Annotated in this window: 18 protein-coding genes; 10 read left to right on the forward strand and 8 right to left on the reverse strand. The window is 74.7% G+C overall.

Annotation, left to right across the window (positions count from 1 at the left end; all coding sequences use genetic code 11):
- Positions 1 to 5 precede the first annotated feature (5 nt).
- Both H7X46_RS07240 and H7X46_RS07245 read right to left on the reverse strand, forming a co-directional pair.
- Complete coding sequence (locus tag H7X46_RS07240; protein ID WP_186358664.1) at positions 6 to 854, reverse strand: AraC family transcriptional regulator; 849 nt, start codon at positions 852 to 854, stop codon at positions 6 to 8.
- 5 nt (positions 855 to 859) lie between these two features.
- Positions 860 to 1,369, reverse strand: coding sequence for an amino-acid N-acetyltransferase (locus H7X46_RS07245; protein ID WP_186358665.1), 510 nt, complete (start codon positions 1,367 to 1,369; stop codon positions 860 to 862).
- 135 nt (positions 1,370 to 1,504) lie between these two features.
- On the opposite strand from H7X46_RS07245, the gene rimO reads away from it, so the two are divergent.
- The 4 genes from rimO to H7X46_RS07265 all read left to right on the forward strand — a co-directional run bounded on the left by rimO (position 1,505) and on the right by H7X46_RS07265 (position 5,184).
- Positions 1,505 to 2,995: a 30S ribosomal protein S12 methylthiotransferase RimO gene (rimO, locus tag H7X46_RS07250; RefSeq protein ID WP_186358666.1), complete on the forward strand. Its 1,491-nt coding sequence runs from the start codon at positions 1,505 to 1,507 to the stop codon at positions 2,993 to 2,995.
- On the forward strand, positions 2,992 to 3,600 hold the full coding sequence (pgsA, locus tag H7X46_RS07255; RefSeq protein WP_186358667.1) for a CDP-diacylglycerol--glycerol-3-phosphate 3-phosphatidyltransferase: 609 nt from the start codon (positions 2,992 to 2,994) through the stop codon (positions 3,598 to 3,600). Before rimO ends, pgsA begins: the two co-directional genes overlap by 4 nt.
- Positions 3,601 to 3,789: 189 nt before the next feature.
- Positions 3,790 to 4,143, forward strand: a complete 354-nt coding sequence (locus H7X46_RS07260) for a helix-turn-helix domain-containing protein (protein WP_186358668.1) — start codon at positions 3,790 to 3,792, stop codon at positions 4,141 to 4,143.
- A gap of 189 nt (positions 4,144 to 4,332) precedes the next feature.
- Positions 4,333 to 5,184: a PspA/IM30 family protein gene (locus H7X46_RS07265; protein ID WP_186358669.1), complete on the forward strand. Its 852-nt coding sequence runs from the start codon at positions 4,333 to 4,335 to the stop codon at positions 5,182 to 5,184.
- A 248-nt stretch (positions 5,185 to 5,432) separates the two neighbouring features.
- On the opposite strand, the gene H7X46_RS07270 is transcribed toward H7X46_RS07265, so the two are convergent.
- From H7X46_RS07270 to H7X46_RS07285, 4 genes are all read right to left on the reverse strand, one after another.
- A complete protein-coding gene (locus H7X46_RS07270) occupies positions 5,433 to 6,305 on the reverse strand; it encodes a DNA-formamidopyrimidine glycosylase family protein (RefSeq protein ID WP_186358670.1) in 873 nt (290 codons plus the stop codon).
- Between the two features lie 40 nt (positions 6,306 to 6,345).
- On the reverse strand, positions 6,346 to 7,836 hold the full coding sequence (locus H7X46_RS07275) for a glycosyltransferase family 39 protein (RefSeq protein WP_186358671.1): 1,491 nt from the start codon (positions 7,834 to 7,836) through the stop codon (positions 6,346 to 6,348).
- A gap of 203 nt (positions 7,837 to 8,039) precedes the next feature.
- A complete protein-coding gene (locus H7X46_RS07280; RefSeq protein WP_370589057.1) occupies positions 8,040 to 13,001 on the reverse strand; it encodes an ATP-dependent helicase in 4,962 nt (1,653 codons plus the stop codon).
- A gap of 39 nt (positions 13,002 to 13,040) precedes the next feature.
- A complete protein-coding gene (locus tag H7X46_RS07285) occupies positions 13,041 to 13,544 on the reverse strand; it encodes a hypothetical protein (RefSeq protein WP_186358673.1) in 504 nt (167 codons plus the stop codon).
- Positions 13,545 to 13,635: 91 nt separating this feature from the next.
- Here H7X46_RS07285 and H7X46_RS07290 point away from each other — a divergent pair, with 91 nt between their 5' ends.
- Complete coding sequence (locus tag H7X46_RS07290; RefSeq protein WP_186358674.1) at positions 13,636 to 14,886, forward strand: MFS transporter; 1,251 nt, start codon at positions 13,636 to 13,638, stop codon at positions 14,884 to 14,886.
- A gap of 9 nt (positions 14,887 to 14,895) precedes the next feature.
- On the opposite strand, the gene H7X46_RS07295 is transcribed toward H7X46_RS07290, so the two are convergent.
- Positions 14,896 to 15,057, reverse strand: a complete 162-nt coding sequence (locus H7X46_RS07295; protein ID WP_186358675.1) for a hypothetical protein — start codon at positions 15,055 to 15,057, stop codon at positions 14,896 to 14,898.
- A 74-nt stretch (positions 15,058 to 15,131) separates the two neighbouring features.
- Between H7X46_RS07295 and H7X46_RS07300 the strand changes: the two genes are divergently transcribed.
- From H7X46_RS07300 to H7X46_RS30545, 3 genes are all read left to right on the forward strand, one after another.
- Complete coding sequence (locus tag H7X46_RS07300) at positions 15,132 to 15,326, forward strand: DUF3046 domain-containing protein (RefSeq protein WP_186358676.1); 195 nt, start codon at positions 15,132 to 15,134, stop codon at positions 15,324 to 15,326.
- A gap of 298 nt (positions 15,327 to 15,624) precedes the next feature.
- Positions 15,625 to 16,677, forward strand: coding sequence for a recombinase RecA (gene recA, locus H7X46_RS07305; protein WP_186358677.1), 1,053 nt, complete (start codon positions 15,625 to 15,627; stop codon positions 16,675 to 16,677).
- 2 nt (positions 16,678 to 16,679) lie between these two features.
- The gene (locus tag H7X46_RS30545; RefSeq protein WP_370588648.1) at positions 16,680 to 17,822 is read left to right on the forward strand and encodes a RecX family transcriptional regulator; all 1,143 of its coding nucleotides are present in this window, start codon (positions 16,680 to 16,682) and stop codon (positions 17,820 to 17,822) included.
- Positions 17,823 to 17,991: 169 nt separating this feature from the next.
- Here H7X46_RS30545 and H7X46_RS07315 read toward each other — a convergent pair whose 3' ends face one another.
- A complete protein-coding gene (locus tag H7X46_RS07315; RefSeq protein WP_370588649.1) occupies positions 17,992 to 18,951 on the reverse strand; it encodes a LysR family transcriptional regulator in 960 nt (319 codons plus the stop codon).
- Between the two features lie 87 nt (positions 18,952 to 19,038).
- Between H7X46_RS07315 and H7X46_RS07320 the strand changes: the two genes are divergently transcribed.
- Positions 19,039 to 19,752 (forward strand): succinate dehydrogenase cytochrome b subunit, encoded by a 714-nt coding sequence (locus H7X46_RS07320; protein ID WP_186362508.1) that lies wholly within the window; start codon positions 19,039 to 19,041, stop codon positions 19,750 to 19,752.
- A gap of 3 nt (positions 19,753 to 19,755) precedes the next feature.
- Positions 19,756 to 21,723: a fumarate reductase/succinate dehydrogenase flavoprotein subunit gene (locus H7X46_RS07325; RefSeq protein WP_186358678.1), complete on the forward strand. Its 1,968-nt coding sequence runs from the start codon at positions 19,756 to 19,758 to the stop codon at positions 21,721 to 21,723.
- Positions 21,724 to 21,735: the final 12 nt, after the last annotated feature.

Consider the following 21,735-nt stretch of genomic DNA (forward strand, 5'->3'; position numbering starts at 1 on the left):
GCAGTCTACGACGGCGGCGGCGCCGTTCCGGTCGTGCGCGTCGCGCCGTTGACCCGCTCGGCACGCCACGCTCGCACGGTGGTCCCGGCCAGGTCCCGGAAGTCGCGGGACAGGTGCTGCTGGTCGGCGTACCCGCACCGCGCGGCCACGGCGGCCGGGGACGGCGCTCCCGGACCGCGCAGCAGCGTGCAGGCCCGCTCGAAACGGATCACCCGGGCCGCGGTCTTCGTGCCCAGCCCGGTCTCGCGGCGCAGCCGCGCTCCGAGATGGCGGGGCGACCAGCCGACGTCCGCGGCCAGGTCGGCGACCCGCACCGTCCCGCCCGAGCGGACCAGCACGTCCCAGGCGCGTGCCACCTCCGGCGGCGGGGCGCCGGTCCCGGTTCGGGTGGCGGCGATCCGGCACAGCGCGGCGTCCAGCATCGCGCAGCGTTCGGTCCACGACGGCGCAGCATGCAACCGGTCCAGCAGCACGTCCGCGCCCGGCAGCAGCGCGCCGAGGTCGACGACGTCGAAGGCCAGCTCCGCGGCCGGCAGCCCGAGCAGCGTCCGCGCCCCGCGCCAGGTCAGGGCCAGCTGCATCCCGGACTGCGCCGCACCGGTCGCGATCACGGCGGGGGCCGCGTGCAGCCCGGCCACCGACGCGGTGAACCGGCCCGCACCGCGGGCCGGGTCCGGCTTGCGCAGCAGCTCCACCGCACCGTCCAGGCAGAGGACCACGGTGAGGTGCCCGCTGGAGACGCCCTGGTGGGTGCCCGGGGGACCGGCCGGCGTCCGCCACGCCCAGATCTCCGGGACCAGCGGGCGCAGCGCGGCCGACGTCCGCCACCGCCAGGCCCCGACCCGTTCCGCCACGCCCCCTAGAGTGTCAGCAGCATCCGCACGTTGCCGAGCGTGTTCGGCTTGACGTGGGCCAGGTCCAGGAACTCGGCGACCCCGGCGTCGTAGGAGCGGAGCATGGCCGCGAAGACCTCGGCCGACACCGGCGTCCCGTCGATCTCGGCGAACCCGTGCCGGGCGAAGAACTGCTTCTCAAAGGTCAGCACGAACAGCCGCTGCAGGCCGAGCTCGCGGGCACCCTCGATGAGCGCGTCGACGATCGTGTGCCCGACGCCCCGGCCCAGGACCGACGGGGACACCGCCACCGTCCGGATCTCGCCCAGGTCCTCCCAGAGGACGTGCAGCGCCCCGCAGCCGACGACCTTTCCCTCGATCTCGGCGACCAGGAACTCGGGGACCGCCTCGTAGAGGGTCACGGTCTCCTTGGCGAGCAGCACCCGCCCGGCGTACTCGTCGACCAGCTCGCGGATCGCGCGGACGTCGGGGGTGCGGGCGCGGCGGACGTGCACGGTGGGGGCGGGTTCGGCCACGGCCGGTCAGCTTATTCCGTGCCGCCGGGCCCGGCACACCGCGGCCCGCCGCCGCCGGGCACCGCGGCCCGGCCGCCGGACACCGCCCCGCCGCCTCCGGCCGGGGGCGGACCGGCCGCCGTCTACCCTGGAAGCGTGGCTTCCCCCGAGAACGCGCCCCGGCGCGCCGCCCTGCTGTCCCTGGGTTGCGCGCGCAACGAGGTCGACTCCGAGGAGCTCGCCGGCCGGCTGGCCGGGTCCGGCTGGGAGCTGGTGGACGCCGAGGACGGCGCGCCGGACGTCATCGTCGTCAACACCTGCGGCTTCGTCGAGCAGGCCAAGAAGGACTCCATCGACACGCTGCTGGCCGCCTCCGACGTGGCCCGCCCGGCCGGTGCGAAGGTCGTCGCCGTCGGCTGCCTGGCCGAGCGCTACGGCGCCGAGCTGGCGAAGGACCTGCCGGAGGCCGACGCCGTGCTCGGCTTCGACGCCTACCCGGAGCTGGCCGAGCGGCTCGGGGACGTCCTCGGCGGCCACACGCCCGCCCCGCACGTTCCCGTCGACCGGCGGACGCTGCTGCCGATCTCGCCGGTGGAACGCCCGGCCGCGACCGCGGACGTGTCGGTGCCGGGCCACGAGTGGGTGCCCGACATCGCGCGGACCCGGCTGTCGGACGGCCCGGTCGCGTCGCTGAAGCTCGCCTCGGGCTGCGACCGCCGCTGCGCGTTCTGCGCGATCCCGTCGTTCCGCGGCAGCTTCGTGTCCCGCCCGCCGGCCGACGTGCTCGGCGAGGCCGCCTGGCTGGCCGAGCAGGGCGTCCGCGAGCTGGTACTGGTCAGCGAGAACTCGACGTCCTACGGCAAGGACCTGCCCGGCGGCACCCGCGCGCTGGTCGACCTGCTGGGGCGGATGGCCTCGATCGAGGGCGTCGAACGGATCCGGGTGTCCTACCTGCAGCCCGCGGAGCTGCGTCCCGACCTGCTGCGGGCGATCGCGACGACACCGGGTGTCGCGCCCTACTTCGACCTGTCGTTCCAGCACGCCAGCGCGCGCGTGCTGCGCCGGATGCGCCGGTTCGGCTCGCGGGCCGACTTCCTCGACCTGTGCGCCCGGATCCGCGAGCTCGCGCCGGAGGCCGGGATCCGCTCCAACGTGATCGTCGGGTTCCCCGGGGAGACCGAGGAGGACCTGGCCGAGCTGGAGGCGTTCCTGACCGGGGCCCGGCTCGACGCCGTCGGCGTGTTCGGTTACTCCGACGAGGACGGCACCGAGGCCGAGGGCTACGACGGCAAGGTCGACCCCGCCGAGGTGGCGGCCCGGGTCGCGCGGATCTCCGAGCTGGCCGACGAGCTGATGACCCAGCGGGCCGAGGAACGGGTCGGCTCCGAGGTGGTCGTCCTGGTGGAGCGGGCCGGCTCCGACGATGACGACGACTGCGCCGGCCGGGCCGCCCACCAGGGCCCCGACGCCGACGGCGAGTCCTCCGTGGTCGCCGCAGGCGACGGTGGGCCGGATCCGGCCGGGCTGCGGCCCGGCGACCTCGTGCGGTGCCGGGTCACCGGCAGCGAGGGCGTCGACCTGCTGGTCGAGGCGCTGGAGGTGCTGCCCCGCGCGGGCACCGGCACGGTACTGGCGGGCAGCGGATGAGCTCGTCGCAGCCGGCCGGGGGCACCGTCCCGGTCGGTGGCGAGGCGCCGTTGCTGAACATCGCGAACGCGCTGACCTGCCTGCGGCTGGTCCTCGTCCCGGTGTTCGTCGCGGCGTTGTTCGCCGAGGGCGGCACGGACGTGGTCTGGCGCCTGGTCGCGTTCGCCGTGTTCGTCGTCGCCGCCCTGACCGACCGGCTCGACGGCCAGCTGGCCCGCAGCCGCGGGCTGGTCACCTGGTTCGGGGCGCTCGCCGACCCCATCGCGGACAAGGCCCTCACCGGGGCCGCGCTGATCGGGCTGTCGATGCTCGCGGTCGTGCCGTGGTGGGTGACGGTCGTGATCCTCGGCCGGGAGATCGGCATCACCGTGCTGCGGTTCGTCGTCATCCGGCGCGGGGTGATCCCGGCCAGCCGCGGCGGCAAGGCGAAGACGGTCGCGCAGACGGTCGCGATCGGGCTGTTCCTGCTGCCGCTGCCGATGCTGCTGCCGGGCGCGGTGGTCGCGATGCTCGTGGTGCAGTGGGTGGCGATGGCGGTCGCGCTCGTGCTGACCGTCGTGACCGGTGTCGACTACGTGGTGAAGGCCGTCCGCGCGGCCGTGTGACCTGCAGGGACTGAATCGGGGCCGGTCCGCGTTGAGGTGTTCGCCGTGGGCGGACACGGTCATCGGCGATCGGTCGCGGCGGCGGTGCCCGGGAGTCGGTACGGTGATTCGCACCGGGCTCGGCGGTGGTGTGCTCCGCCGGCCACGCGCCGGCGTCGGTGATCCGGGGGAACGAGTCGAGGAGGGCACATGCTCCTGCGGGAAGCGATCGGCAGCGGGCTGCGGCAGGCGCGGACCGAGCGCCGGCGCACGCTGCGCGACATCTCGCGGGCCGCGCGGGTCAGCCTCGGGTACCTCTCGGAGGTCGAGCGCGGCCGCAAGGAACCCTCCAGCGAGCTGCTCGCTGCGATCTGCGAGGCGCTCGGCATCACCGTTCCCGACCTGCTGACCTCGGTCGCCGTCGAGATGGCCGGGGAGCTGCGCCGCGACGACGTGCTGGTCCCGATCGGCCAGCGGCACGCGGAGCTGCGCCTCGCCGGGCGCCCCGGCTCGCCGGTGGGGGCCCCGGCGTCGTCCGGCGGCCCGGTCGCGTCCGCGGCGTGACCGCCTGTCCCCGCCCCGGTGCCGGCTCGTCACGGTAGGGTGCGCGCGTACTGGCAGCGGTGCCAGGATGGGAAGGGCCGGAGCGTCTGTGCCGACCGCGGGGGGAATGGCGGGGTCGGCCGGGTCCGGTGCACCCGCGCGTGACGCGGGCACAATCGTGAGCGAGCGCAGGCGGAGGTAGGCGGAGAGATGGCCAACGGACTCACCAAGGCCTGGAGCTACCTGATGGCGCTGTTCTCGTCGAAGGTCGACGAGCACGCGGACCCGAAGGTGCAGATCCAGCAGGCCATCGAGGACGCCCAGCGGCAGCACCAGCAGCTGTCCCAGCAGGCGGCCGCGGTGATCGGGAACCAGCGGCAGCTGGAGATGAAGCTGAACCGGCAGCTGGGGGAGATCGAGAAGCTGCAGTCCTCGGCGAAGCAGGCGCTCGTCCTGGCCGACCAGGCCCGGGCCCAGGGCGACGAGCAGAAGGCCCAGCAGTACGAGCAGTCGGCCCAGTCGTTCGCCACCCAGCTGGTGACCGCGGAGCAGGGCGTCGAGGACCTCAAGACCCTGCACGACCAGTCGATCGGCGCGGCCGAGCAGGCCAAGCAGGCCGTCGAGCGGAACTCGATGGTGCTGCAACAGAAGATCGCCGAGCGCACGAAGCTGCTCAGCCAGCTCGAGCAGGCCAAGATGCAGGAGCAGGCCGCGAAGTCGCTGCAGCAGATGAGCGAGCTGTCCGCGCCGCGCAACGCGCCGTCGCTGGACGAGGTCCGCGACAAGATCGAGAAGCGGTACGCCAACGCGCTCGGCTCGGCCGAGCTGGCGCAGAACTCCGTGCAGGGCCGGATGCTGGAGGTCCAGGCGTCCACCACCGACATGGCCGGGGCCTCCCGGCTCGAGCAGATCCGGGCCTCGATGTCGGGCGCCCCGATCGCCGGGGGGCAGCAGGCCCCGCAGGTCGGGCAGGGGGAGCAGACCCAGCAGCTGCCGTCGTCCCCGGCGCCGGCCCAGCAGCAGAACACCCAGCAGAACCAGCAGCAGCCCGGCACCGCCTGAGCCGCCGCTCCGCCACCTCGTCGACGCCGCCGGTCCCGCGGGCCGGCGGCGTCGACGTGTCCGGACCTCGATGCGGTCGCGGCGACGGCCCTGGGCTCGGCCGTAGCCGGGCCGCGCGGCGCCGTCGGAGGCCGCCGTGTGCTCTGCTCACCGGGGCGCACCACCGACCCGGGCTGCGTCCCCTCGCTCTGCTCACCCTGGCGCACCCGGTCGGGCGTCACCGGGCGCTCGTGGCAGCGCAGCGGTGCTCAGGGACGGGTGGCCCCGGGGGAGGGCCTGCCCGGCGCGCCGTGGCGCGGGCCGGCGTTCCGGCGCGCCGGGTGCGGCGCGGGCCCCCGCTGGCAGCCCGGGCACCAGTACGTGACCCGGGTGTAGGGCGGTTCGCCCTGGTCGGCGGCCCGGATCCGGGTCCGGCACCGGCGGCACGGGCGCCCGGCCCGGTCGAAGACCCAGTGCGCCTCGCCCGGGGCGAGCGACCCGGTCGTCGTCTGCTCCGGGCGGTCCTTGTTCGCGGTCAGCAGCCGCCTGGCGAGTGCGACGACGCGGGGCAGGTCCGGGACGTCGCGCACCGGCACCCACGGCGTCAGCCCCAGCAGGAAGCAGATGTCGTTGCGGTACAGGTTCCCCAGCCCGGCCATGACCCGCTGCTCGAGCAGCACGAGGCCCAGCTCGTGGTCGCCGCGGGCGGTCAGCCGGCGCAACGCCTCCGCCTCGTGCTCCGTGCCCCAGCCGGGGTCGAGCAGGTCCGGTCCCAGGTGGCCGACGAGGGTGTGCTCGTCCCCGGTGGGTAGCAGCGCCAGGTCGTGCAGGGCGAAACCGACCGCGACCCGGTCGGCGGTCTCCAGCACGGCGCGGGCCTCGTGCGCGGGCCGCTGCCAGCGGGTGCCGGGCCGGTAGAGGTGCCACGCGCCGTCCATCCGGAAGTGGCTGTGCAGGCTGCGGCCGTCGTCGAACCGGGTGAACAGGTGCTTGCCGACCGAGACGACACCGGTGACGGTCAGCCCGGCGAGATCCTGCTCCACCAGCCGCGGGTGCCGCAGCTCCCCGCGGAGCAGGCGGTGCCCGGCCAGCGCGGCGTGCAGCCGCCGTCCGGCCAGGTAGACCGTGTCTCCCTCGGGCACGGCGGCGACGCTACCCCGGCTCCGACCGCGGTGGGCGCGCTCAGCTCACGCCGAGCGTCCGCAGCCCCGGCCAGGCCTGCGACCACGGGCGCTGCACCGTCCCGCCGGTCCACACCGGGACCCCGGCCTCGGACCCCGGCGGCAGCAACGTGTCCCCGGACCCGGACGTCCCGGCCGGCCGCAGCCCGGTCACCGCGGGCGCGAGCACGCCCGGGTCCTCCCCCACGAAGATCACGACGTCGTGGTCGTCGGCGGGCGGGTCGAAGTAGCCGTAGCTGCGGTTGCCGCTGTGCACCGGCGGCAACGCGGTCCCCCGCGGGGCGGTGTCGAGGAAGGCGGCCCAGATGTAGGACCCGGTGACAACGACGGTCCGTTCCCGCTGGTCCGGCGGCAGCGCCGTCCACGCCCGCTGCACGGCGGCGATCGTGCCGTCCTGCACGCCCGGCGCGGAGAGCATGGCGGCGACCGGGAGGGTCGCCGCGGCGGCGGCCACCGACAGCACCGCCCCGGGCCACACCGCCCAGGACAGCCTCCGGTGCGCGGCCTCGCGCCGGTGCTGGAACCCGACCGCGCCGATCGCGGCGAGCGCCCCGTGCAGGCCGTCGAGGTAGTACGGCCGGCCGGCGGTGACCACGAAGAACACCCACAACGCCACGAAGGTGAGCGCCAGGAAGGCGTACCCGCGCAGCCGGCGGTCGGTCCCGGCGAACACCAGCCCGGCCACGAGCAGCACCATCCCGGCGAGCCCGGACATCCAGAGCAGGCCGAGCGCGATCCCGGGGCGACCGCCGGAGAGCGCCTCGGCCTCGGAGGCGACGACGGCGCCCATCGCCAGCTGCGGCCAGCCGTGCAGGGCCTGCCAGACCAGGGTCGGTGCCGCGATCAGGGCGCCGACCAGCGCCGACACCCAGAACGCCGGGCGGCGCAGCAGCGCCCGCGGGCCGGCGACGAGCACCGCGAGCACCAGGACCGCGGCGAAGAGGATCACCTGGAACTTGGTCTGCGCGGCCAGGCCGAGCACCGGTCCCACCGCGAGCAGCCACCGGTCGTCGCGCAGCCGGATCCAGCGCACCAGCAGCCACACGATCAGCAACCAGCCGAGCGGTTCCAGGGTGTAGGGGGTCAGCCAGTGCCCGGTCGCGGTGACCCAGATGCCGGTGGCCTGGGCCAGCGCGGTCACCGTCTGGGCCCGCCGGTCGCCGCCGAGCTCGCGCGCGATGAGCGCGGCGACCAGCACGGCCCCGGCGGTCGCCAGCGACGGCACGACCCGCAGCACGGCGATCGACCCCGGCGCCAGCGTGTCGGCGAGCCAGGCGATCGCCGGCGCCAGCGGTGGCTGGTCGGCCGACCCCCAGTCCAGGTGGTGCCGGCCGATGGCCAGCATCAGCGCCTCGTCGAACCAGTATCCGCGGCCGATCGCGCCGGCGACCAGGTGCACGGCGGCGACGGCGGCCGTGATCAGCCCGACCGGCCACCGGGCGAGCCGTGGCACCCCGGCCGGGTCCCGGGTGGGCTGCAGCACCGCCGTCATCGATTCCCCCTCGTGCGACGCCACCCCAGTCCACCGGGTCGCCGGGTACGCGCGCAGCGGCCGTCCGTCGGCGGGACCGGGGCGTTCGTCGCCGGGGGACACGACTTTCGTCGCGGGCGGTACCGCACACCTGGCGCACCCGCCGCCCACCGAGCAGCGACAGCACCGGGTAGCCCACCGGGGCCCGCACCTCGCCGGCCCGGTCACGCCCGCAGCCGCAGCCCCTTCGGCGTCACCCGGAACCCGGCCTCGGTGAGCACCTCGGACAGCGCGGACGCCAGCGAGTCCTCCCCGTCGGCCCGCGCGACCGCGAGGGACCCGAGCCAGCCCTCGTGCACGGCACCGGCCAGGGCCTCGGCGCCCGCACGGAGCTCGTCGTGGTCGGTGGTGAACGACAGCAGCGACTTGCCGCCCCGCTCGACGTACAGCGCGGGGGCGCCGTCGACCAGGGCGACCAGGGCGCCCGCCTTCCGGCCCGGCCGGTGCTTCGTCTCGCCCGCGGTCTCCGGCCAGGGCAGCGCGGCACCGTAGGGCTGGGCCGGGTCGGCCGCGGCGAGAACCACCCGGGGCAGGGAACGCCAGGCGTCCCGGGCGGCGGCGGAGCCGTGACCGGGGCCGTCGAACTCGTCGTGGCGGCCGGCGCCGGATCCCGGGAACATCGCCGGGCCGCGCAGGTCGTCGGGGACGCCGTCGAACGGGCCCGGGCGCCCGGAGCCGTCCGCGACGGGATCGGGTCCGCCGTCGCCTGCGGGAACGGGGCCCGCACCCGTCGTGCCGTGCGGCGAGGCCCGGACCGGTCCCTCCGGGCCGGCCAGCGCCCGGACCCGGTCGATCGCCCCGGGAACCGCGAACTGCGCGGCGCCGAGCCCCTCGACGATGTAACCCCGCCGGCACCGGCCGGACTCCTCCATCGCCCGGAGCACGTTGTAGACCCCCGCGAACCCGCCACTCACCCGCTCGGTGCCGAGGGCGCCGCGGGTCAGCACGCCGTGCCGCTCGAGGAACGCTTCCGCCGCCGCGTGGGCGCGTCGGGTCGGATCCGGCTCGCGGGTGACCGCGACCGACCAGCGCCCCCCGACCGACGGCGGGCCGGTCCGGCTCGGCATCGGCGGCCGGCCCGCGCGCAGCTGCGCGTACCGGCCGCGGGGAGCCCGGCGCCCCGGGCGGTGCGCACCACCCGGCCGCCCGGCGCCACCACGCCGGCTGCCGCCGCCGGTGAGCCGGGCCCGCAGCGGACCGAGCGTGTCGTTGGTCAGCGCCCCGGCCCAGACCAGGTCCCACACGGTGGCGACCACGTCGTCGTCGGAGGGGGCCGGCTCGCCCTGTTCCGTGAGCAGCAGTCCCGCCCGGGTGGCGAGCTCGCGGAAGAAGAGCGCCCCGCCGGCCTGCTCGGCGGCGCGGTCCGGGTCGGTCAGGGCGGCCGGATCCGGCAGGCCGAGCGCGGCGAGCACCGCGGCGTGCAGGGGGGTGCCCGCGGTGTCGAGGTCGGGCGCGGGCAACAGCAGGTCCGCCACGTCGGCCGGGGCCAGCGCGAGCCAGCCGTCCTGCCCGGCGAGCGCGCCGCACCCGGCCCAGGTGACCTCGCCGGCCGCCGTCAGCTCGTCGAGCAGCGCGGGGGTGTAGCCGGGCAGCCGGGCGGGCAGGATCAACGACTCCACGGCGCTCGCCGGGAGCGGCGCCCCGGCCAGCTGCTCGACCACGCCGAGGACGTCCTCGGCGGCCGGTGCGCGCCGCACCCGCCCGCGCCGTTCGGAGCCCGCCCGCACCTGGACGCCCTGCCAGGCGGGCAGGAACCGGCCCAGGGCCCGCTGCTCGACCGGCTCCACCTCGTGCCGCAGTTTCGCCAGCGACGCGCGCCGCAGCCGGCGCAGCACCTCGGCGTCGCAGTACTCGGTCTCGGCGTGCGATCCGGCCGGCATCGCCGCCGGTGGGCGCAGCTCGCCCTTGACCAGCCGCCCGGTCCCGGTCAACCGGTCCAGCACCCCGGCCACGACGGCCACACCGAGCCCGAACCGCGCCGCGCACTCGGCCGCGGTGAACGGGCCGTGCGTGCGCGCGTAGCGCAGCACGAGGTCACCCAGCGGGTCCGGGACCGGCTCGGTGAACACCTCCGGCACGCCGACCGGCAGGGCCGTTCCCAGCGCGTCCCGGACGCGGCCGGCGTCCTCGATCGCGACGAACCGCTCCTCGCCGGCGATCCGCACCCGCAGCGCGCGGCGGGCCCGTTCCAGCTCCGTGAACCACGCCGGGGCGACGCCGCGGGCCCGCCCGCCGGCCTCGGACAGGTCACCGACGAACCGCAGCAGGTCCGCGGCGCCCTCGACGTCGCGGACGTGCCGGTCCGGGTCGGTGCGCTGCAGCTGCGCCTCGACCTCGGCGAGCACCTCCGGGTCGAGCAGCTCGCGGATCGCCTCCGAGCCGAGCAGCTCCGACAGCAGCGTCGAGTCCAGCGACAACGCCGCCGCCCGGCGCTCGGCCAGCGGCGCGTCGGCCTCGTAGAGGAACATCCCGACGTAGCCGAACAGCAGGCTGCGGGCGAACGGCGACGGCTGCGGCGTCTCGACCTCCGCGATCTTCACCTTCCGCGCTCCGACGTCGGCCATCAGCGCGCGCAGCCCGGGCAGGTCGTAGACGTCCTGCACGCACTCCCGCATCGCCTCGAGGGTGATCGGGAACTGCTCGAACCTCCCGGCCACCCCGAGCAGCTGCGCCGACCGCTGCCGCTGTTGCCACAGCGGGCTGCGCCGCCGCGGGTCACGGCGGGGGAGCAGCAGGGCACGCGCCGCGCACTCCCGGAACCGGGAGGCGTAGAGCGCGGAGTTCCCCAGCTCCGCCACGACGATCTGCTCGACCTCGCCGGGCTCGAGCAACACGTCCTCGGCGGCCGGGACCACCTCGGCCCCCGCGTCGTCGACGGCGTCCGGCAGCCGCAGCACGATGCCGTCGTCGGCCCCGGAGGCGCTCACCTCGACGCCGCGCCGCTCCCGCATCCGGGCCGCGATCGCCAGCGCCCACGGGCCGTTGACCTGCGCGCCGAACGGGGAGTGCACCACCAGCCGCCAGTCGCCCAGCTCGTCGCGGAACCGTTCCACGAGGATGGTCCGGTCGCTGGGGACGTGCCGGGTCGCCTCACGCTGCTCGCGCAGGTAGGACAACAGGTTGTCGCAGGCCCACGGGTCGAGCCCGGCCGCGGCGGCCCGCTCCCGGGCCGCGTCCTCGGACAGCCCGGACATCTCCCGGACGAACGCGCCGACCGCCCGGCCCAGCTCCAGCGGCCGGCCGATCGACTCGCCCTTCCAGAACGGCATCCGCGCCGGCACCCCCGGCGCCGGGGTCACGATGACCCGGTCGTGCGTGATGTCCTCGACCCGCCACGACGACGTCCCCAGCAGGAAGGTGTCCCCGACCCGGGACTCGTAGACCATCTCCTCGTCGAGCTCACCGACCCGCGACCCGGCGCCCTCGGCGCCGCCGGGGGTCATCACGGTGAACAGGCCGCGGTCCGGGATGGTGCCGCCGGAGGTCACCGCGAGCCGTTGCGCACCGGGCCGGCCGCGCAGCTCGTCGGTGACCCGGTCCCAGGTGATCCGGGCGCGGAGCTCGCCGAACTCCTCCGACGGGTAGCGCCCGGCCAGCATGTCGAGCACCGAGTGCAGCGCGGAGTCCGGCAGCGCCGCGAACGGGGCGGCCCGCCGGACCGTGGCGGCGAGGTCGGGCAGCGTCCACGGCTCCAGCGCGACCATCGCCACGATCTGCTGGGCGAGCACGTCGAGCGGGTTGCGCGGGTAGCGGGTCGACTCGATCGCCCCGGAGGTCATCCGCTCGGCGACGACCGCGCAGGACACCAGGTCGCCGCGGAACTTCGGGAACACCACGCCCTCGGACACCGCACCGACCCGGTGCCCGGCGCGGCCGACCCGCTGCAGCCCGGACGCGACCGACGGCGGTGCCTCCACCTGCACCACCAGGTCGACCGCGCCCATGTCGATGCCCAGCTCCAGGCTCGACGTCGCGACCACGCACGGCAGCACCCCGGACTTCAGCTCCTCCTCGACGAGGGTGCGCTGGTCGCGGGACATCGACCCGTGGTGGGCCTTCGCCACCGAGGCCGGCGCGCCGCCGCCCACACCGGACTGCCCGACGGCCTCGGCGGGAAAGGCGCCGGCGCCCGGACCGTCGTCGAGGTCGGGGATCCCGCCGGCCGCCGCCTCCGCCTTCTCGGCCGCGAGCTCGTTCAGCCGCGAGGTGAGCCGCTCGGCGAGCCGCCGGGAGTTCGCGAACACGATCGTCGAGCGGTGCCGGCCGACCAGGTCGAGCAGCCGTTCCTCGACCGCGGGCCAGATCGAGGGCCGCTGCGCCGTGCCCGCGGCCGAGCCGACGACCTCCTCGTCGGAGCTGCCCGGGGCCGGCCGCTCGTCGAGCGCGGCGAGATCCGGCACGGGCACCTGGACCTCGACCCGGATCGTCTTCGGCGTGCTCGGCCGGACGACCTCCACCGGCCGGGCCCCGGACAGGAACGTCGACACCTCGTCGACCGGCCGGACCGTCGCGGACAGCCCGATCCGTTGCGGCGCGGCCTCGGTGATCTCCTCCAGGCGCTCCAGCGACAGCGCCAGGTGCGCGCCGCGCTTGGTGCCCGCGACGGCGTGCACCTCGTCGACGATCACCGTCGAGACCCCGCGCAGTGACTCCCGCGCGGCCGAGGTGAGCAGCAGGAACAACGACTCCGGCGTCGTCACCAGCACGTCCGGCGGGGTCCGGGCGAACTGCCTGCGCTCGTCGGCCGGGGTGTCGCCGGTCCGCATGCCGACGGTGATGTCGGGGACCGGCTCGCCGAGCCGCTGCGCGGCCTGCCGGATCCCGGCGAGCGGGGAACGCAGGTTGCGCTGGACGTCGACGGCGAGCGCCTTGAGCGGCGAGACGTAGAGGACCCGGCACCGGTGCCGCGGCTCGGCGGGCGGCGGGGTCACCGCGAGCCGGTCCAGCGCCCAGAGGAACGCCGCCAACGTCTTCCCGGACCCGGTCGGGGCCACGACCAGCGCGTTCCGCCCCTTCTGCGCGGCAACCCACGCGCCTTCCTGGGCGGCGGTGGGCGCGGCGAACGCACCGCCGAACCACTGGCGGGTCGCGGGGGAGAAACCGTCGAGTGCGCTCACGCCGACCATCATGCGGCGGGGCACCGACAGTTTCGCGGTGGCGGGGCGTCAGGTCCTCGTGCGCGCCTCGTCGGCCCGGGTGCGGGGCCAGACCTCGTCGGCGTCGTCGGCGGGGAACTCGGCGACCAGGCCGGCGACCGTCCAGACCATCGTGGGCAGGAAGTCCTCGCCGAGCGCCTCGACGTAGAGCGAGGTCTCCCGGGCGTTCGCGGGATCGACCAGCGGGGTGATGGTGTACCGGGCCCGCGCGGCGTAGCGGCGCCCGAGGTTCCGCTCGATCCAGCCCAGCGCCCGCTCGGCGCGGTCGTCGGTGCCGGACAGGGCGGTGCGGGCGGCGTCGTACCAGTCGGCGAGGACCAGGAACGCCAGCGACCAGCCCGGCGGCGTCGCCTCCTCCGGGAGCTCGTCGTCGACGGCGGTCAGCTGCCGGACGGCGAACCGGGCCGGGTCCGGCCCCGGCTCGGCCAGCGTCTCGCGGACCGCGCCCGCCAGGACGTCGGACACCAGGCGGTAGGCGTCCTCGATGTCGAGCCCGTCCTTCGCGCGTGCCATGCCGCCACCGTCCTCCCGGTCGTCGCCCGTGATCGGTCGGGAAGCGTAACGCGGTGGAATCCGCCGCCCCGGCCGGGCAGCATCGACGAGCGTGACCGTGGCCCCGGACGTCCAGGATCCCGCCCAGCCCCGCCTGCTCGCCGTCCTCGCCGCCGGCCAGGTGCTCGGGGGCATCGCCGTCGCGACCGCGATCTCGGTCAGCTCGCTGGTCGCCACGCGGTTGTCCGGATCACCCGCGGTGGGCGGCGCCGCGCAGACGGCGGCCGTGCTCGGTGCCGCCGGAAGCGCCGCCGTGGTCGCCCGGGTGGCGCAGCGCCGTGGCCGCCGCCCCGCCCTTGCCGGCGGCTACCTGATCGCGCTCGTGGGAGGCGTGGGTGCCGTCCTCGCGACCGAGGCGGGCAGCACAGCGGCGTTGCTGGTGGCACTGGTGCTGCTCGGGTCCGGGTCGGCGGTCGGGCTGGCGGCGCGGTACGCCGCGACCGACCTGGCGGCGCCCGACCGGGCCGCCCGGGCGCTGGCACTCGTCGTGTGGGCGACGACGGTCGGTGCGGTGGCCGGGCCGAACCTGCTCGGGCCGCTGCAGGCCGTCGCGGCCGGGACGGGGCTCGATCCGGCGACCGGTCCGTACCTGCTCTGCTCGGCGGCGTTCGCCGCCGCGGTGCTGGTGAGCTGGGCCGGTCTCCGCCCGGACCCGCTGGTGCGGGCGCGGGAACGCGCCGCCGCGGCCGTCCCCGGCAGCTCCGCGGCGGACGCGGGGACGGCGCGGCCGTGGGCGGTGCTGCGTGGTTCGCGCCGGGCGCTGGTCGGTGCGGCCGGGGTCGTGCTGGGACACGCCGTGATGGTCGGGCTGATGGCGATGACACCGGTGCACATGGATCACGGGGGCGCCGCGCTGACCGTCGTCGGCCTGGTGATCAGCCTGCACATCGCGGGGATGTACGCGCTCAGCCCGGTGTTCGGCTGGCTGGCCGACCGCCTGGGGGCCGGACGGGTGCTGGCCGGCGCCGCGGTGCTGCTCACCGCCGCCGGCGCCGTGTGCGCGCTGGCCGCGCCGACGGCGACCACCCTGCTCACGGTGGGCCTGGTGCTGCTCGGGCTGGGATGGTCCGGGTCGCTGGTCGGCGGGTCCGCGCTGCTGACGGCCTCGGTGCCGGTGGCGGAGCGGCCGCGGGTGCAGGGCGCGGTGGACGTCGCGATGAACCTCGGCGGGGCGGTGGCGGGTGTCGCGGCCGGGGGGCTGGTGGCGGTCGCGGGCTACGCGGTACTGGGGGTCGTCGCGACGGTGCTCACGGTGCCGTTCCTGGCGGTGGTGCTGCGGGCGGCCCGGCCGGTGGAGGGCTGAGCTCCGGTGTCAGCGCCTCCGCTGGTGGATCCACCAGCGCAGCAGCACGACGAGCGCGGAGACCAGCGCCAGCAGCGAGACGATCTGCCAGGCGAGCGGGGAGCCGATGCCGGTCGTCGCGAGGACGTCGTCGGCGACGTCCACGGGCACCGCGGCCAGCAGTTCGGACATATCTCCCATCCTACCGGTGTACCCGCGACCATGGGCCGGAACCGACCGGATCGGTGGGCGTCTACCCTCGCGGCGTGCGACTGAGCCACTTCCGCGAGCTGATGGAGGCCGAGTTCGGGCCGGTGCGGGCGGCGTCGCTGTCCCGTGACCACGTGTTCGCCGAGCTGGACGGGCAGACCGTCGAGCAGGCGATCGAGTCCGGGGTCGACCTGCGCCGGGTCTGGCGCGCGGTGTGCGAGCACTTCGAGGTGCCGCGCGCACGGCGCTGACCGGCCGGGATCCGTCGCCGGCTCGCGCGACGGGATCGTGACGGTCGAGCGACGGGGCGGTTCCCGGTGGGAGGTGGACCGCTCGGCTCCCCGGGGCGTCCGGTCGGCGTGTTCCGGTATCGGGTCGAACGCGTGTTCGGCTATCGTGGTCCCGGGACGCGATGCTGCACGACCCGGCGAGTTGTCCACAGGCGCCGATCCGGCCGCCGAAACCGTCGGGGGTACCCCATACCGTTGCGGTATGCCTCCCCGAAAGACGACTGCAAGCCCTGATCGCACACCAGCGAGGAGTCAAGAGATGTCCGCTCCGGACCGCGAGAAGGCGCTCGAACTCGCCCTCGCCCAGATCGAGAAGAACCACGGCAAGGGCTCGGTGATGCGCCTGGGCGACCAGGCGCGCACCCCGGTCAGTGCCATCTCCACCGGCTCCATCGCGCTCGACGTCGCGCTCGGGGTCGGCGGGATCCCCCGCGGCCGCGTGATCGAGATCTACGGCCCGGAGTCCAGCGGTAAGACGACGGTCGCGCTGCACGCCGTGGCGAACGCCCAGGCGGCAGGTGGTGTGGCCGCGTTCGTCGACGCCGAGCACGCGCTCGACCCGGAGTACGCCAAGGCGCTCGGTGTCGACACCGACGAGCTGCTGGTGTCCCAGCCGGACACCGGCGAGCAGGCGCTGGAGATCGCGGACATGCTGATCCGCTCCGGCGCGCTCGACATCATCGTCATCGACTCGGTCGCCGCGCTCGTGCCGCGTGCCGAGATCGAGGGCGAGATGGGGGACAGCCACGTCGGACTGCAGGCCCGGCTCATGAGCCAGGCGCTGCGGAAGATCACCGGTGCACTCAGCAACTCCGGCACCACCGCGATCTTCATCAACCAGCTGCGCGAGAAGATCGGCGTGATGTTCGGGTCCCCGGAGACCACGACCGGTGGCAAGGCGCTGAAGTTCTACGCCTCGGTCCGCATGGACATCCGCCGGATCGAGACCCTCAAGGACGGCACCGACATGGTCGGCAGCCGGACCCGCGTCAAGGTCGTGAAGAACAAGGTGGCCCCGCCGTTCAAGCAGGCCGAGTTCGACGTGCTCTACGGCGTCGGGATCAGCAAGGAGGGATCGCTGATCGACGTCGGCGTCGAGCAGGGGATCATCCGCAAGTCCGGTGCCTGGTACACCTACGAGGGCGACCAGATGGGGCAGGGCAAGGAGAACGCCCGCAAGTTCCTCAAGGAGAACCCGGACGTCGCCGCGGAGATCGAGAAGCGGATCAAGGAGAAGCTCGGCATCGGCGCGGTCGTCGACGCCGAGGAGACCTCTCCGGTCGAGCCGCTGCCGGCCCCGGTCGACTTCTGAGCGTGCCCCCGCACACCGGCCCGCGGGACACCTCCGAGGCGGGCGGTGCGGAGCCCTCCGGCCCCCGCACCGCCTCGCTCGACGAGCTGTTCGGCGAAACCCGCCCACCGGGCCCCGCCGCGGGCGAGGACACCGGTGGCGCTGCCGACATCGAGGCCGGGAGCTGGGCCGAGCTCACCACCGGCATCGAGGCCGGGAGCTGGGCCGACCCCACTGTCGCGTCGCCCGGTGCACCTGCCGAGCAGTGCGGGCCGTCCGCGCCGTCCGAGCCCGGCAGCGGTGTGGAGACCACACCGCGCACGGTCACGTTCGAGGAGCTGAGCACCGGGGGCCCGCCGGAGGCCGGTGACGTTCCGCGGGTCGTCACGATCGGGGAGCCGGTCCCCGACGCCGGTCCACCGGACGGGGAGCGTCCGGACGGCCCCCGAGCGGTCCCGTTCGAGCAGCTCGCCGGCGGGCGCGGTCGATCCCGCAGCGACCGCGCGGGCGGCCGCCGGGGAGCCGATGCCGGCGGAGCGGGCCGGCCGGGCAGTGCCGCGTCCGAGGGAGCTGCGTCCCGCCCCGGGCGTGGCCGGCGTCGTGCACGCCGTGCCGAGGCCGGGACACCCGACCGCGAGGAGACCCCCGCGGAGCAGGAGGCGCGGGCGAAGGAGATCTGCCTGCGCCTGCTCACCGACCGCGCCCGCACCGTGAAGGAACTCGGTGACGCCTTGCGCCGCAAGGAGATCCCCGACGAGGTCGCGGCGCGTGTCCTCGAACGGTTCGACGAGGTCGGCCTCGTCGACGACCGGGCGTTCGCCGACCAGTGGGTGCGTTCGCGGCACCACTACCGCGGCCTGGGCAAGCGGGCGATCGCCCGGGAGCTGCAGCGCAAGGGCGTCGACCGGGACACCGCCGACGAGGCACTCACCGGGATCGACGAGGACTCCGAGCGCGAACGCGCCCGCGAGCTGGTCGCACGGCGGCTCCGGAGCCTGCCCGTCGGCTCCCGCGAGGAGCGCCAGGCCACCGCGCGCAAGCTGGTCGGGATGCTGGCCCGGAAGGGCTACGGCCCCGGCGTCGCGTACGGCGTGGTCAAGGACGAGATCGCCGCGGCGGGCGCGGACGCCGACGAGCTCGGCGAGGCCCCGCCCGACGGCGACTGACCAACACACCCCGGCTCCGGCCGTCGCCCCGGTCGAAACGCTCACCGAATCTGGAAGTGCTCGCGGGATGGAGCGAGCGTCTCCGGGTTTCGTGAGCGTCGCGCGCCGCGCGGCTGCGGGTGCCGGCACGACCGGGTGCCGGCACCACCGAGATCCGCGGCGCCGGAGATCAGCCGAGCAGCTCCCGGCCTGACCGGTGCCGGTGCAGCACCTGCACGTCGCTCGTCCCCTCCCGCAGCGACGCCGACGTGTCCGACATGTGCTCCAGCAGGGTGTCGGCGAAGGCGATCACCGCCGGGGTCGGGGCGATGTCGGCGCGCCGGGCCAGGGCCACCGTCCGGTGCAGGGCCGGGTTCAGCACGGTCCGGCGCAGCCGGGGCCGCCCGGCGAACACCAGGTCGGGCACCACCGCGACCCCGGTCCCGGCCTCGACCATCCGCAGCACCGCGTCCATCTGGCCGCCCTCCACCGCGATCCGGGGTCGCACCCCGGCCTCGGCGTAGGCCCGGAGCGTCACCTCCCGGAGGTCGTACCCCTTGCGCACCATCACCAGGTCGTGCCGGGCCAGCTCGGTGATCGAGATCGATCCCCGTGCGGTGAGCGGGCGCCGCGCCCGGGGAGAGGCGACCGACAGCCGTTCCCGCAGCAGGGGAGCGCTGTGCAGGGCCGGGTCCACGCCCTCCGGTGGCACGATCACCAGCGCGATGTCGAGCTCGCCGGTCACCAGCGCCGTCACCAGCGGCTGCGCGCCGTCCTCGGCGAGCTCGACGGCGATCTCCGGGTGCCGCGCGTGGAAGACGCGCAGCACGTCCGACAGCACCCCGATGCACAGCGACGGCGTCGCCCCGATCCGCACCCGGCCGCTGCGCAGCCCCACCAGCTCCGCCACCGTCGTGCGGACGGTGTCGGAGTCGGCGAGCATGCGCTGGGCCAGCGGGAGCACGGCCTCGCCGGCCGGGGTCAGCGTCAGCACGGAGCCCCGGTTGATCAGCGGGGCACCCAGCTCGTCCTCCAGCGACCGCAGCGCCCGGCTCAGCGTGGGCTGTGCGACACCCACCTGGTCGGCCGCACGAGTGAAGCTGCGCACGTCGGCCACGGCCACGAAGTACATGAGCTGCTGAAGTGTCACCTGCATAGCCTACTGCTATGAGAGTCGACCGCCCGATGCATTGGACGGCTGCACTGCTTGCTATGTCCACTGGCGTCCGTGGTCACGATGTCCGAGAAGTCCCGGGCGGGCGGCGGCGTCGCCGAGCCCCGGCGCCCACGCACGCCGAGTGCGTACCTGAAGTTCGTGATGGCGGTGAGCGGCGTCTTCCTGCTGCTCTACGTCGTCCTGCACATGATCGGGAACCTGAAGATCTTCTTCGGTCCCGAGGCGATCGACCATTACGCGGCCTGGCTGCGCACGATCCTGGAGCCCGCGCTGCCGCACGAGGGCATGCTGTGGATCGTCCGCGTGGTGCTGCTCGTGTCGGTCGTCGCGCACATCTGGTCGGCGACCGTGCTCACGCTGCGCGCGAAGCGGGCCCGGCCGATCAAGTACGCCGGCGGCACGAACAAGGTCAAGGGCAGCTACGCGGCCCGCACCATGCGGTGGGGCGGCGTCATCATCGCGCTGTTCGTGGTCTACCACCTGCTCGACCTCACCACGGGCACGCTGAACCCGAACGGCGAGCACCTGCAGGTCTACGACAACGTCACCGCCGACTTCACCCTGGCCCGGTGGTACGTGACCCTGTTCTACGTCCTGGCCGTCGTCGCGCTCGGCTTCCACGTCCGGCACGGCATCTGGTCGGGCATCCAGACGCTCGGCCTGTCGACCAACAGCCGCGAGCGCACCATCAAGGCGGTGTCCACGGCGTTCGCCGTCGTGCTCACCCTGGGGTTCGTCTCGGTGCCCCTCGCCGTCACGTTCGGAGTGGTCTGACCCATGACTGACGCCAACACCCACCACGTGAGCTACAGCGACTACGCGGTCGGCGAGCCGGTCGTCGACAAGGCCGTCCCGTCCGGCCCGATCGAGACCCGCTGGGAGCGCCGCCGGTTCGGCGTGAAGCTGGTCAACCCGGCCAACAAGCGGTCCAAGAAGATCATCGTCGTCGGATCGGGGCTGGCCGGTGGCGCCGCCTCGGCGACCCTGGGCGAGGCCGGCTACCAGGTCAAGACGTTCTGCTACCAGGACAGCCCGCGGCGTGCGCACTCGATCGCCGCGCAGGGCGGCATCAACGCGGCGAAGAACTACCGCAACGACGGCGACAGCGTCTACCGGCTGTTCTACGACACCGTGAAGGGCGGCGACTTCCGCGCCCGCGAGTCGAACGTCCACCGGCTCGCGGAGATCAGCCGCCAGATCATCGACCAGTGCGTCGCCCAGGGCGTCCCGTTCGCCCGCGACTACGGCGGCCTGCTCGACACCCGCTCGTTCGGCGGCGTGCAGGTCTCCCGGACCTTCTACGCCCGCGGCCAGACCGGGCAGCAGCTGCTGCTCGGCGCCTACCAGGCCCTGGAGCGCCAGGTCCAGGCCGGCACCGTCGAGATGTTCACCCGGCACGAGATGCTGGAGCTGATCGTCGTCGAGGGCCGGGCCCGCGGCATCGTCGCCCGCGACATGGTCACCGGCGAGATCGAGGTCCACACCGCGGACGCGGTCGTCCTCTGCTCGGGCGGCTACGGCAACGTCTTCTACCTGTCGACGAACGCCAAGGGCTGCAACGTCACCGCCTCCTGGCGGGCGCACCGCAAGGGCGCGCTGTTCGCCAACCCGTGCTTCACCCAGATCCACCCGACCTGCATCCCGGTCTCGGGTGACCACCAGTCGAAGCTGACCCTGATGTCGGAGTCGCTGCGCAACGACGGCCGGGTCTGGGTCCCGAAGAAGCACGGTGACACCCGCAGGCCGGGCGACATCCCGGACGAGGAGCGCGACTACTTCCTGGAGCGCAAGTACCCGGCGTTCGGCAACCTGGTGCCCCGCGACATCGCGTCCCGGGCCGCCAAGGAGGTCTGCGACGAGAAGCGCGGCGTCGGGCCCGGCGGTCTCGGGGTGTACCTGGACTTCTCCGACGCCATCCAGCGGCTCGGCCGCAAGGCCGTCGAGGCCAAGTACGGCAACCTCTTCGAGATGTACGAGCGGATCACGGGCGAGAACCCGTACGAGGTCCCGATGCGGATCTACCCCGCCGTGCACTACACGATGGGCGGCCTCTGGGTCGACTACGACCTGCAGTCGACCATCCCGGGCCTCTACGTCGGCGGTGAGGCCAACTTCTCCGACCACGGCGCGAACCGGCTCGGCGCCTCGGCGCTGATGCAGGGCCTGGCCGACGGCTACTTCGTCCTCCCGGTCACCATCGGCGACTACATCGCCAAGCACGACCTCGCCCCGGTTCCGGAGGACGCGCCCGAGGTCCAGGAGGCGGTCAAGTCCGTCACCGACCGCATCGACCAGCTGCTGTCGATCAACGGCACGCGCACGGTGGACTCGTTCCACCGCGAGCTCGGCCAGATCATGTGGGACTACTGCGGCATGGAGCGGACCGAGGACGGCCTGCGCAAGGCGCTGGACCGGATCCCGGAGCTGCGCCGCGAGTTCTGGAGCAACGTCAAGGTCCCCGGTACGGGGGCGGAGCTGAACCAGAGCCTGGAGAAGGCCGGCCGGGTGGCCGACTTCCTCGAGCTGGGCGAGCTCATGTGCCTGGACGCGCTCGTGCGTCGCGAGTCCTGCGGTGGCCACTTCCGTGGCGAGAGCCAGACCGAGGACGGCGAGGCGCAGCGCGACGACGAGAACTTCTCCTTCACCTCGGCCTGGGAGTACACCGGCCGCGGGCAGGCGCCCGTCCTGCACAAGGAGGAACTCGTCTTCGAGTACGTGCACCCGACCCAGCGCAGCTACAAGTAAAGCGAGCCACAG

The sequence above is a fragment of the Pseudonocardia sp. C8 genome (assembly GCF_014267175.1).
Lineage (GTDB): Bacteria > Actinomycetota > Actinomycetes > Mycobacteriales > Pseudonocardiaceae > Pseudonocardia.

What these genes read in the sequence shown, in the direction of transcription:
- pgsA (WP_186358667.1), top strand. Translation starts at nt 2,992, where the DNA reads ATGAGCTCGTCGCAGCCGGCCGGGGGCACCGTCCCGGTCGGTGGCGAG.
- H7X46_RS07260 (WP_186358668.1), top strand. Translation starts at nt 3,790, where the DNA reads ATGCTCCTGCGGGAAGCGATCGGCAGCGGGCTGCGGCAGGCGCGGACC.
- H7X46_RS07265 (WP_186358669.1), top strand. Translation starts at nt 4,333, where the DNA reads ATGGCCAACGGACTCACCAAGGCCTGGAGCTACCTGATGGCGCTGTTC.
- H7X46_RS07275 (WP_186358671.1), bottom strand. Translation starts at nt 7,836, where the DNA reads ATGACGGCGGTGCTGCAGCCCACCCGGGACCCGGCCGGGGTGCCACGG.
- H7X46_RS07280 (WP_370589057.1), bottom strand. Translation starts at nt 13,001, where the DNA reads ATGGTCGGCGTGAGCGCACTCGACGGTTTCTCCCCCGCGACCCGCCAG.
- H7X46_RS07285 (WP_186358673.1), bottom strand. Translation starts at nt 13,544, where the DNA reads ATGGCACGCGCGAAGGACGGGCTCGACATCGAGGACGCCTACCGCCTG.
- H7X46_RS07295 (WP_186358675.1), bottom strand. Translation starts at nt 15,057, where the DNA reads ATGTCCGAACTGCTGGCCGCGGTGCCCGTGGACGTCGCCGACGACGTC.
- recA (WP_186358677.1), top strand. Translation starts at nt 15,625, where the DNA reads ATGTCCGCTCCGGACCGCGAGAAGGCGCTCGAACTCGCCCTCGCCCAG.
- H7X46_RS07320 (WP_186362508.1), top strand. Translation starts at nt 19,039, where the DNA reads ATGTCCGAGAAGTCCCGGGCGGGCGGCGGCGTCGCCGAGCCCCGGCGC.
- H7X46_RS07325 (WP_186358678.1), top strand. Translation starts at nt 19,756, where the DNA reads ATGACTGACGCCAACACCCACCACGTGAGCTACAGCGACTACGCGGTC.